This window comes from Thalassotalea litorea, from assembly GCF_043642205.1.
In the GTDB taxonomy this organism is placed as follows: Bacteria; Pseudomonadota; Gammaproteobacteria; order Enterobacterales; family Alteromonadaceae; genus Thalassotalea_A; species Thalassotalea_A litorea.
The window spans coordinates 157,386-169,569 of the sequence record NZ_JBHZSG010000004.1; the positions used below are offsets into that span (position 1 = coordinate 157,386).

At 42.9% G+C, this 12,184-nt stretch carries 8 protein-coding genes; 7 read left to right on the plus strand and 1 reads right to left on the minus strand.

The window, feature by feature from the left end; all coding sequences use genetic code 11:
- Position 1: 1 nt before the first annotated feature.
- The 5 genes from dnaN to glyS all read left to right on the plus strand — a co-directional run bounded on the left by dnaN (position 2) and on the right by glyS (position 8,082).
- The gene (dnaN, locus tag ACHUFQ_RS03620; RefSeq protein WP_394173058.1) at positions 2-1,105 is read left to right on the plus strand and encodes a DNA polymerase III subunit beta; all 1,104 of its coding nucleotides are present in this window, start codon (positions 2-4) and stop codon (positions 1,103-1,105) included.
- A complete protein-coding gene (gene recF / locus ACHUFQ_RS03625; protein WP_394173060.1) occupies positions 1,105-2,184 on the plus strand; it encodes a DNA replication/repair protein RecF in 1,080 nt (359 codons plus the stop codon). The genes dnaN and recF overlap by 1 nt, the downstream gene beginning before the upstream one ends.
- A gap of 81 nt (positions 2,185-2,265) precedes the next feature.
- The gene (gene gyrB / locus ACHUFQ_RS03630; RefSeq protein WP_394173062.1) at positions 2,266-4,701 is read left to right on the plus strand and encodes a DNA topoisomerase (ATP-hydrolyzing) subunit B; all 2,436 of its coding nucleotides are present in this window, start codon (positions 2,266-2,268) and stop codon (positions 4,699-4,701) included.
- 386 nt (positions 4,702-5,087) lie between these two features.
- Complete coding sequence (gene glyQ, locus ACHUFQ_RS03635) at positions 5,088-6,014, plus strand: glycine--tRNA ligase subunit alpha (protein ID WP_394173064.1); 927 nt, start codon at positions 5,088-5,090, stop codon at positions 6,012-6,014.
- A gap of 1 nt (position 6,015) precedes the next feature.
- Positions 6,016-8,082, plus strand: coding sequence for a glycine--tRNA ligase subunit beta (glyS, locus tag ACHUFQ_RS03640; protein WP_394173066.1), 2,067 nt, complete (start codon positions 6,016-6,018; stop codon positions 8,080-8,082).
- A gap of 155 nt (positions 8,083-8,237) precedes the next feature.
- On the opposite strand, the gene tusA is transcribed toward glyS, so the two are convergent.
- Entirely contained in the window at positions 8,238-8,495 is a 258-nt protein-coding gene (gene tusA, locus ACHUFQ_RS03645; RefSeq protein WP_394173068.1) for a sulfurtransferase TusA, read from the minus strand.
- Between the two features lie 191 nt (positions 8,496-8,686).
- Here tusA and ACHUFQ_RS03650 point away from each other — a divergent pair, with 191 nt between their 5' ends.
- Both ACHUFQ_RS03650 and pepQ read left to right on the plus strand, forming a co-directional pair.
- Positions 8,687-10,648 carry a transglycosylase SLT domain-containing protein gene (locus ACHUFQ_RS03650; RefSeq protein WP_394173070.1) on the plus strand — a complete coding sequence of 654 codons (1,962 nt, stop codon included), beginning with the start codon at positions 8,687-8,689 and terminating at the stop codon, positions 10,646-10,648.
- Between the two features lie 86 nt (positions 10,649-10,734).
- A complete protein-coding gene (pepQ, locus tag ACHUFQ_RS03655; protein ID WP_394173072.1) occupies positions 10,735-12,051 on the plus strand; it encodes a Xaa-Pro dipeptidase in 1,317 nt (438 codons plus the stop codon).
- Positions 12,052-12,184: the final 133 nt, after the last annotated feature.

Consider the following 12,184-nt stretch of genomic DNA (forward strand, 5'->3'; position numbering starts at 1 on the left):
AATGAAGTTTTCATTAAATCGAGATTTATTGCTTAAACCATTGTTGCTGGTCTCTGGGGCCGTAGAGCGAAAAAGCACCTTGCCCATTTTAAGTAATATACTTTTAGAGGTAAGTGGGCAGTCACTTACCTTGGTTGCTACTGATTTGGAACTGGAAATGGTTGCAAAGACTCAGGTTGATAACCAAGGGGGCGATGGCAAAGTTACCATTCCGGCGCGCAAACTACTCGATATTTGTAAAAGTCTGCCTGATCAATCTTTGCTTACGTTTGAGCTCGACGGCGAAAATATCATCATTCATTGTGGTCGCAGCAAATATTCTCTTGCGACTTTACCTGCAAACGATTTTCCGAATATTGAACAATGGCAGGGCGACATTGAATTTAACGTCAATAAATCAAAACTGTTAAGGTTGATTGAAAGTACACATTTTTCAATGGCCAATCAGGATGTTCGTTATTATCTCAATGGCATGTCGATCGAGACGGAAGGCAATGAAATCCGTTCAGTGGCAACGGATGGTCATCGCCTAGCGATTTGTAAAATAGTTGATGAAAACTTAGAGCTTCCAGCCCGTCAGGTTATTGTTCCGCGTAAAGGGATCCTGGAAATTATCCGATTATTGGATCCTATCGATGAACCGGTAACGATACTCTTAGGCTCTAACCATATCCGTATTGTTGATACAGAATTTTCGTTCACCTCAAAGTTAGTTGATGGTCGTTTTCCCGATTATCGACGCGTGTTACCGAGAAATGGTGACAAAGTGCTGTTAGCGCAACGTGATGAATTAAAACAAGTGTTGTCTCGCGCATCGATTCTTTCAAATGAAAAGTTTAAAGGCGTACGTCTTAATTTTGGCAGTAATGAATTAAAAATTACCGCAAATAACCCCGAGCAAGAACAAGCAGAAGAATATCTGGAAATCGATTTTCCTTACGAGCCATTAGAGATTGGATTTAACGTGAGTTATATCCTGGACGTTTTGAACTCAGTAAAAGAAGAAGGTATTAAATTTACTTTGTCTGATGCAAATTCAAGTGTTGTTATTGAAGGACAGGAATCTGGTGAAGCACTTTATGTGATCATGCCTATGCGCCTGTAATGAGTATTCAAAAACTTTATGTCGAGAATTTTCGCAATATAAATATTCACAACACTGAGTTTGAACCGGCCCTGAATTTTATCCTTGGAGATAATGGCAGCGGCAAAAGCAGTTTATTGGAAAGTATTTTTTTTCTTGGTCATGGGAAATCTTTCCGCACGACCAAATTAGAAAACTTAATAAATAGAGATACCGAGAAATTTACGGTATCGATAAAAGATGACCGGGATTCACAACTAGGCGTAAGTCGATATCGTGATGGCAAATGCACGATAAAAGTAAACGGTGCTCCGGAACACAGGTTGTCGGAATTAGCAAAGCACGTTGCAGTGCAGATCATTACGCCTGAAACCTTTAAATTGTTTTTTGGTGGTCCCAAAGAGCGCCGTCGCTTCATTGATCTTGGTATGTTTCACGTGGAACATCAGTTTGCGGATTTGTGGCGAGAATTTAGAAGGGTACTGTTGCAACGTAATGCCTGTTTAAGAACAGGGGTTAGAGGTCAACAATATGATTACTGGACGGAGTTATTTGTCCAGCAATCCGAAGCTCTGGCAACCTTAAGACACGATTATGTTCTGCAACTTAACGAAGAGTTGCAACGTTGGTTAGCGATATTGCTACCGGAACTGTCTGAGCGCATTGGCCTGTATTACAGCAGGGGGTGGAGTGAAAAGTATCAGTTAGCAGACTTGTTGATTGATGTGGAAGATAAAGAACGTCAATACGGTTACAGCACCTACGGCGCTCAGAAATTTGATGTGAAGTTTCACTATCAAAAAATGTCAATTGAACAGGTGTTGTCCCGTGGTCAACAAAAAATGTTCTTAATGGCATTAACCGTTGCTCAGGCAACACTCATATTCAATCAGCAGCAGGTTCGTCCAATTATATTAATTGATGATATTGGTGCTGAGTTAGATACAGGGTCGAGGCAGCGTTTAGCCGAGGCTATAGAAGAATTACAATGCCAAGTGTTTATCACGGCTATTGAAAAAAGTGCGTTGGAACCCATTATTCCTGCTCACAATAAATATAAAATGTTTCACGTGAAACATGGCATAATAAACGAAGTTTAAACACCGTTTTATTGGGTAATTTAAATTCGAACACTACGAAATTCCCGAACGTGAGTTCTGGCAATAACATAGGCAATTAGAATGACAGAAAATAGTTATGATTCGTCCAGTATCAAGGTCTTAAAAGGCCTTGATGCAGTACGTAAAAGACCAGGGATGTATATCGGTGATACCGACGATGGTACCGGTTTACACCATATGGTATTTGAGGTTTTAGATAACTCTATCGATGAGGCATTAGCCGGACATTGTAATGATATTATTGTAACCATTCACGGTGATAACTCAGTATCCGTTAAAGATGATGGTCGTGGTATCCCTACCGATATTCACCCAGAAGAGGGTGTATCTGCTGCAGAAGTGATTATGACAGTCCTGCATGCCGGTGGTAAGTTCGGTGGTGAAGACTCTGGTTATAAAGTATCTGGTGGTCTTCACGGTGTTGGTATTTCTGTTGTAAATGCCTTGAGTTCAAAACTTGAACTTACTATCCGTCGAGCGGGTCAGGTGCATGAACAGTCATATTCTATGGGTGTTCCAGATGCGCCTTTAAAAGTTATTGGCGAAACCGAAAATACCGGTACTCAGGTTCGTTTCTGGCCAAGTGAAGAAACCTTTACCAATACATTATTTCACTACGATATTCTGGCAAAGCGTATTCGTGAATTATCGTTCCTTAACTCTGGTGTTTCGATTCGCTTAATCGATGAGCGCGACGGTAAGCAAGATCACTTTCATTACGAAGGTGGTATCCAGGCGTTTGTTGATTATTTGAATACCAATAAAACACCGGTTAACGAAGAAGTTTTCTATTTTGATCTGGCACGTGAAGATGGCATTGTTGTTGAAGTTGCCATGCAATGGAATGATGGTTTCCAGGAAAATATTTTCTGTTTTACCAATAACATTCCACAGCGTGATGGTGGTACCCACTTAAGTGGTTTCAGAACGGCTCTTACCCGTACCTTGAATAGCTATATGACCAAAGAAGGTCTGAACAAAAAAGCTAAAGGTGGTGGTGAAACCAGTGCCAGCGGTGATGATGCCCGTGAAGGTTTAACCGCGGTTATCTCGGTAAAAGTTCCTGATCCCAAGTTTTCTTCACAAACCAAAGATAAGCTGGTTTCTTCCGAAGTGAAAACCGCGGTAGAGCAAGCGATGGGTGAGAAGTTAGGGGAATACCTGCTTGAGCATCCTGGTACGGCGAAAACCATCATTATGAAAATTATTGATGCAGCCCGTGCCCGTGAAGCCGCCCGTAAAGCCCGTGAAATGACACGTCGTAAAGGTGCGCTAGATATTGCTGGTTTACCAGGTAAGCTTGCTGATTGTCAGGAAAAAGACCCCGCCTTATCTGAACTATATATAGTGGAGGGTGATTCTGCTGGTGGTTCTGCAAAGCAGGGACGTAACCGTAAAAATCAGGCTATTTTGCCGTTAAAAGGTAAAATCCTCAACGTTGAAAAAGCTCGTTTCGATAAAATGATTTCCTCTCAGGAAGTTGGTACGCTAATTACCGCATTAGGTTGTGGTATTGGACGTGACGAATACGATCCAGATAAGATGCGTTATCATTCAATCGTTATCATGACCGATGCTGATGTCGATGGCTCGCACATCCGAACGTTGCTGTTGACCTTCTTTTACCGTCAAATGCCTGAAGTGATTGAACGTGGTTATATTTACATTGCTCAACCGCCACTTTATAAAGTGAAAAAAGGTAAGCAAGAGCGTTACCTTAAAGATGACGAGCAAAAAGAAGCGTACTTCACGACATTAGCGTTAGAAAACTCTTCTATCCATGTTAATGATAATGCCCCGGGTCTTGCTGGTATAGCTCTTGAGCAGTTATTTAATCAGTATCGCGATACGATGGGTATCATTACTCGGGTATCTCGCCAAATTCCTGAAAGCATTTTGCAACAACTGGTTTATGCACCTGCAGTCGATCAAACAGACTTTGCGGAGCGCTCAAACGTTGAAGCCTGGACGGATGCTTTAATCAAATTGATTGAAGAAAAAGGCGATAAAGGCACGTTATACAGTGCAGAAGTACTGAAAGATAACGAACGCAATATCTATTACCCATCCATCACCGTTCGTATGCATGGTATCGACAGCGTTTATAAGCTTAGCTATGACCTAATCCATTCTTCAGAATTTAAAGCCATAATGGAGCTTAACAGAGCCATTAATGGGTTAATGGAAGAGGGCGCTTACGTTAAACGTGGTGAGAAAGTAAAACCTGTCGATTCTTTTGTTGAAGCCAGAGCCTGGTTAATGAAAGAAGCTGAGCGTGGGCAATATATCCAACGCTACAAAGGTTTGGGAGAAATGAACCCTGAGCAGCTTTGGGAAACCACGATGGACCCAGAAACTCGCCGTATGTTACAGGTAACGATTGAAGATGCTATCGGAGCTGATTTATTGTTCACGACCTTGATGGGTGACCATGTAGAACCTCGTCGTAACTTCATCGAAGATAATGCCTTGAATGTAGAGAACCTGGATGTTTAACCCCTGTTCTTGATATCCCTAAAAAAGCCCGGTTAAAACCGGGCTTTTTTATTTCTAATGCTGTTTGCTATACCAACACCTTTCTTATTCGTCATAATATTACTGAATTGATTTCTCGATGAAACGAGTCATTCAATTATCTGTGCGTTATGTTAATAGTATTCGATAAACTAAATTATGAAATATCCTCGTTAGAATATTTGTTGAGTGATCCGTTGCACAAACTTAATGTGATTGGTATTACTAATGTGGATTGGTCTAAGACTTGATTAGCGCTGGGTATTTCACCGATTTTTCACTAGGCTATTGACAGGCTTACCGTTATAATTAGCGCCATTTTCTATTACTACACGTACTATTTTAAATAGTTGGGGTTTTCTGGATACATGAGCACATTTGATATCAAAACATTCCAGGGCCTAATTCTGAAACTTCAGGAATATTGGTCTAAACAAGGTTGCGTTATTGTTCAACCATTGGATTTGGAAGTAGGGGCAGGTACATTTCATCCTATGACATTCTTACGCTCGATTGGCCCCGAGCCGATGAGTAGTGCATATGTCCAACCCTGTCGTCGACCTACTGATGGTCGTTATGGGGAAAACCCAAACCGACTACAACATTATTATCAATTCCAGGTAGTTTTGAAGCCGTCACCTAAAAATATTCAGGAACTGTATCTCAATTCCTTAGAAGAACTTGGTCTGGATTTACTGGTCCACGATATCCGCTTTGTCGAAGATAACTGGGAATCTCCAACGTTAGGAGCGTGGGGCCTTGGCTGGGAAGTTTGGCTAAATGGCATGGAAATTACCCAATTTACATACTTCCAGCAGGTTGGTGGTCTGGAATGCGCTCCCGTAACTGGCGAAATCACCTATGGTCTAGAACGTTTGGCAATGTATATCCAAAACGTTGATAGCATTTATGACCTTGTATGGACGGATGGACCTTTGGGTAAAGTGTATTATCGCGATGTGTTTCATCAAAATGAAGTGGAGCAATCGGCTTATAACTTTGAACACGCGGATGTTGATGCATTGTTTAATCAATTTGACGTCTGTGAACGCGAAAGCGCAAAGCTTATTGAATTAGGATTACCATTACCGGCGTATGAACAGGTAATGAAGGCGAGTCACGCCTTTAATCTGTTAGATGCCCGTCACGCGATTTCTGTGACCGAACGTCAGCGCTATATCCTGCGGGTCCGTACACTGGCAAAGGCCTGTGCCGAAGCCTATTACGCCGCAAGAGAAGAGCTCGGATTCCCGCTATGCAAAAATACGTCAGAAGACGTTGTTAAGGAGAAATAATATGACTACTAATACTCTCCTGATTGAATTGGGAACCGAAGAATTACCACCAAAATCACTAAAGAAATTAGCAACGGCGTTTCATCAGCAAATGACGGCACAACTAGACAGTGCCGAATTGGCTTATGACTCAGCGAAATGGTTTGCTTCACCTCGACGCCTTGCTATTCAGGTTAAAGGGTTGATCGCAAAACAAGCGGATAAAACCGTAGAGAAGCGTGGACCTGCTGTTAATGTCGCATTCGATGCCGATGGCAATCCAACCAAAGCGGCTCAAGGTTGGGCTCGGTCCAATGGCATAACCGTCGAGCAGGCTGAACGTTTAACAACCGACAAAGGTGAGTGGCTTTTGCATGTCGCCAGCCAGTCTGGACAAACCGTTGAGGCATTGATTCCTGCGATGGTTAATCAAGCTGTCAGTAAATTACCTATTCCTAAACCTATGCGTTGGGGCAGCAGCCGTATTCAGTTTATTCGTCCGGTACATACCATTACTATGATGTATGGCTGTGAGGTTATTGCCGGTGAAGTTCTTGGTGTAGCATCGTCTAATCAGCTGCTAGGTCATCGCTTCCACCACCGTGGTCTGGTTACTCTCGACAGTGCGGATAATTATGTTTCAGCGCTAGAGTCCGCTCATGTTATTGCTGATTTTGAGCAACGTCGTCGTAAAATCTCTGAGCAGATTCTTGCCGCCGCTCAGGACTTGGGTGCACAAGCCTTACTGGATGATGACTTACTTGATGAAGTGACTTCGATTAATGAATGGCCCACTGTTCTCGTTGGTACCTTTGATAAAGAGTTTTTGCAAGTACCAGCCGAACCTCTTATTTACTCGATGAAAGATCATCAAAAGTATTTCCCCGTTCAGGATAACGATGGCAACCTGGTGAATAAATTTATTTTCGTCACCAATATCGAGTCGAAACAACCTCAAGAGATTGTAAAAGGTAATGAGAAAGTTATTCGTCCGCGTCTGGCCGATGCGGAGTTCTTCTTTAAAACCGATAAAAAGCAGTCGTTAGCGTCACGCCTTGAAAGTTTAGCTTCGGTACTATTCCAGAAACAACTTGGCACCTTAAAAGATAAGTCTGAACGTATCGCACAGTTAAGTCGTTTGGTTGCCGATAAAGTTCAGGCGAACGGTGATGAGGCATACCGAGCCGGTTTACTCAGTAAAACAGATTTGATGACGGAAATGGTTCTAGAGTTTCCTGAAGTCCAGGGCACGATGGGGAAATACTATGCGCGCCATGACGGTGAAGTTGAAGCGGTTGCGCAAGCGCTGGAAGATCAGTATCGCCCGAAATTTTCAGGTGATACCTTACCTGAAGGCATTACCGGATGCTGTGTTGCGATTGCCGATAAAGTCGATTCATTAGTTGGTATTTTTGGCATCAATCAACCACCAAAAGGGGATAAAGATCCTTTTGCTTTGCGTCGTGCAGCAATTGGTTTAATCCGTATCATTATTGAGAAGCAACTGCCACTGGATATTAACGCGCTAATCGCCGACAGTATTTCAGCATACGGCGACAAGCTGACCAATGACAACACAGCGAATGATGTTATTGATTTCGTGATGGGACGCTTCCGGGCTTACTATCAGGAGCAGGGGATCAGTGTCGATGTGATTCAGGCGGTGTTAGCTAAGCAACCGACAGCACCACTGGATTTTGAACAACGTATCAAAGCGGTAAGTCATTTTAAAGAGTTACCTGAAGCCGCTGCGTTGGCAGCAGCCAATAAGCGTGTTGGTAACATCCTAGCGAAGTTCGATGGGGACTTATATCCGGCGTTTAATGCAGAGCTTGCTCAGGAAGATCAGGAGCGTGAATTAGCCAAGGCGTTTGATGCTCTAAATAGTCAATTAGTACCGATATTTGCGCGCAAAGACTATCAACAGGCGTTGACGCTTTTATCTGGTCTTAGAGAGCCTGTAGACGCGTTCTTCGATAATGTGATGGTAATGGCTGACGATGAGTCGATTAAGGTTAATCGTCTGACCTTGTTAAGTCAGATTCGAGCCAGCTTCTTTAATGTTGCGGATATTTCGCTGTTACAGTAATCGCTATCAATCGATTAAATAAAAAAAGCACCTTCGGGTGCTTTTTTTATGATTGGTCGTAACGCAACCATGACTGCCAATAACGAGTGCCGATAGGATTATTGCTATTATTTAGGGCGCCATCGAACCTAAGGTTATTAACGTGGTCTACAGGTTTAGGCGCTTTTCTTTATTAGGTAACGATAGGGCGCATCGGTGACTTCTTTTGCAACTAATTCATGTTCCATAAATTCACAAAAGCTGGGAATATCGCGGGTGGTAGACGGGTCATCTGCGATAACTAATAAGGTTTCTCCCGCTTGGATTTTTCGGATATTCAAGCGTACCATCATGACCGGCTCTGGACAGCGAAGTCCGATAGCATCGAGTGTGTGATGGGCTGTGAGGCCATTAATTGATTGATTATCTGTCATATAAGCATTGTAGAGAAATAGAGTAATTAGCGTATTTTAATCGTTATCCATGGGAATGCACCAGAGAAACGATATTTAATTGATAAACATGCCCGGATGTTACAAATTTCTCTACCTTGTTAATGAGATTTGAACTAACCTTGTGATGTTTCTTTGACCCAAATTATGAGCTGTTATTGTGTGTCTGTTGTATGAAATCTGTTGTTAGCTATTTATCCTTAATCTCGTCAATGTCCCTGACGTTGGTTGTCATATCAATTGTCGGTTTTTGTGCTGACGTTGATGCATCGGTTGGTGTGTCACAGTCGGAACTGCAAAAGCAACGAAAAGCCTATCAGTCCCTTAGTAAAAACACCTTTAAGCTGGACTCTAAAGCCTATCAAAAAGCGCTGAAAACATTAGACGGTTATCCATTAAAACCCTACTTTATCCGAAATCAGATACGTAAAAATTTTTCGTTAAAAAATGAACACCAGGTAGCTTCGTTTTTAAATGAATTCGATAACACACCGTTAGACTGGACGCTTCGTCGTTCATGGCTATCTTACCTGGCAAAGCGCCAGCAGGGAGAGAAGTTTATTGAGTACTTTCGCCCTACCAGTGACGCCACGCTAACCTGCCAGTTTTATCGCTTTCAACTGCAACAGGGGGTGAGCAAAGATAAGGTGCTACCGAATGTTGAAAAGCTTTGGTTAACAGGGCGGTCTCAGCCCAAAGCCTGTGATCCCTTATTTAACGTATGGAAGGCAGAAGGCTATCGCACCGATGAATTGCTCTGGCAACGTATCCTACTCGCAGAAAACGCTTCTCAGCCAAAACTATCGGCATATTTGCAACGTCAGCTAAGTGCTGAACAAGCGTACCTTGTAGGAAAATTTCAACAGGTAAAGCGTGATCCCGAAAGCATTAGTGATCTGCAGGATTTAACTCAGCGAAATACTCAGGAAGGGGATGTTATTGCCTATGCATTGAAACGTCTTGTTTGGGACGATGAAGTTAAAGCCCTGGAACTATTCAATCATGCCGACGAGCAGCAGCGATTAAATGAAGCGCAGCGTAAAAAAGTCTTGAATCCACTGGTAACTGCGCTTGCCCGTTCTGAACATCAGGAGGCGGGGCTTTGGTATGCAAACCTTGACCGGAAGTATATTCATGATGGAGCGTTGCAATGGCGAATCGCGTTTTTACTGCGTAGTAAGAACTATCAGGGCATTATTGATGAAATTGAACTGTTAAGGGCCGATATTCAAACGAAAAATCAATGGCAGTACTGGCGAGCACGCAGTTTACAGGAGCTGGATCGGACCGGTGAAGCGCGCATTATTTATCGCGAGCTGGCGAAAAAGCGCAGCTATTATGGCTTCCTCGCAGCAGTCCGATTGGGGAATACCAGCCAAATCAATCATCAACCTTTAGTGGTCAATGAAAACGAAAAAACACGATTAATGAATGATGAGCCTGGACTCAGAGCGTTAGAGCTGTTCCACCTTGATCATTATATTCTTGCCAGAAGGGAATGGTATTACTGGATGCGGGATTTGGATGAGCAGGAAAAATTGATCGCAGCCCGTATTGCGTATGAGCAGGGCTGGTATGACCGCAGCATCTACTCTCTGTCGCAACTGGGCAGTTTAAATGACATTGAAATTCGTTTTCCAATGCCGTTTGCTAACGTGTTCGAACAAGCCGCTCAACAATACGAGGTCGATGAATCCTGGGCTTATGCGATTGCCCGCAAAGAAAGTTTGTTTATGAGTGATGCCGCTTCCCATGCCGGTGCCTTTGGTTTGATGCAAGTACGTCCTATGACCGCGAATTTTTTGCGCAGCCCTGATATCAGTTTTAACCGTTGGCAACTGATGGATGTCGATACCAATGTTGATATTGGCTTTAATTACCTTAATTACCTGATGCAACGGTTTGACCAAAATTTACTGTTGGCAACCGCAGCATACAATGCCGGACCGGAAAAAGTGGTGCGTTGGGTCGAAGATAATGAAGCATTACCGGCTGATGTCTGGGTTGAGTCTATTCCGTATAGAGAAACCCGGGATTATGTTAAAAGTGTGCTGGCCTATACCGAAATTTATCGTCACCGCCAGGAAAAAGCCAGTAATCCTTTTCTACAATTAATACTTCAGACCATAGAGTAAGCGCATAATTAACAGCGCCGGCAAGCTATGTTAACATCGGCTGCGCATTTCATTAGGATGCCCAGAAGATAAAGGATAACAACCGTATGTCATTTGCTAGTTTATACCCCAGACACATCGAAGCATTGCAACAACGAGCTGCAACGATTCTTAACCGTCAGGGCGCCTCATCATTAGTCATTCACTCTGGCCACCCTGGCCGGATATTTTTGGATGACATGAATTATCCTTTTAAATGTAATCCACACTTTAAGCATTGGTTACCGATCACCGAAACCCCTAACTGTTGGTTAATCGTTAACGGTGAAGACAAGCCAGTGCTGGTATTTTATCAACCAACCGATTTTTGGCATAAAGTGACGCCGCTTGTGGATGATTTTTGGAATGCGAGTTTTGATATTAAAGTGATCAGTAAGCCGGAAGAGGTCAAATCCATTTTACCCGCTGAGTTAAGTGGGTCCGTTTATATCGGTGCCCATGAAGATTTAGCGAAGGAATATGGCTTTAAGCAAGTTAATACAAAGTCGGTATTAGACTACTTACATTATCATCGAGCTTATAAAACGGACTACGAATTATCGTGCATGCGCGAAGCAAACAAACTTGCTGTTGCAGGACATAACGCCGCAAAAGCATGCTTTTATCAACAGGGCTCGGAATTTGATATTCAATTAGCGTATCTTAAAGCCACAGGTCATGGTGAAAACGATGTGCCTTATGGCAATATCATCGCCCTAAATGAAAATGCGGCTATTTTGCATTACACGGTATTGGAAAAGCAAAAACCAAAGCAGCATCATTCATTTTTAATTGACGCTGGTGCAAGTTATCACGGTTATGCCGCAGATATCACCAGAACCTATGCATTTGCACAAAATAAATTTGCCGATCTGATCAGCGCGATGGATGACATGCAAAAACGATTGGTTGCGGGTTTGATTCCCGGTCGCAGTTATGTTGATTTACACATTGAAAACCATCGCCAGCTAGCAAACCTATTGGTAGAGTTTGATTTTGTTCGTTTACCGGCAGAGCAGGTTTTTGAACAGGGCGTTACGCGTTACTTTTATCCCCATGGTTTAGGCCATCATCTGGGATTGCAGGTCCATGATATGGGCGGTTTTATGAGTGACGAATCTGGGGCGACGGTTGCTGCTCCTAAGCAACATCCATTTTTACGTACAACACGGGGTATAGAAAGTAAGCAAGTGTTTACTATTGAGCCTGGTCTTTACTTTATTGATGAATTCTTAACGCAGCTCGCATCAAGCGACGTCAATTCGGCCATTAACTGGGCCCTAATCGAGGAGCTTAAGCCGTTCGGTGGCATCCGGATTGAAGACAATATTATTGTTTATGACCATGGTATTGAGAATATGACCCGGGATCTTGGTCTTGCCTAAAATGTGTTAATCCCGGTGTGACATGCTTGTTGGTGCAGACGGTTACTTTGCATCAACATGCGGTTAGTTTTTGTTTATCTGCAATGACTGATGTCTTTTTACCCTCTTATTATCGTATGCTAATTCTATACAA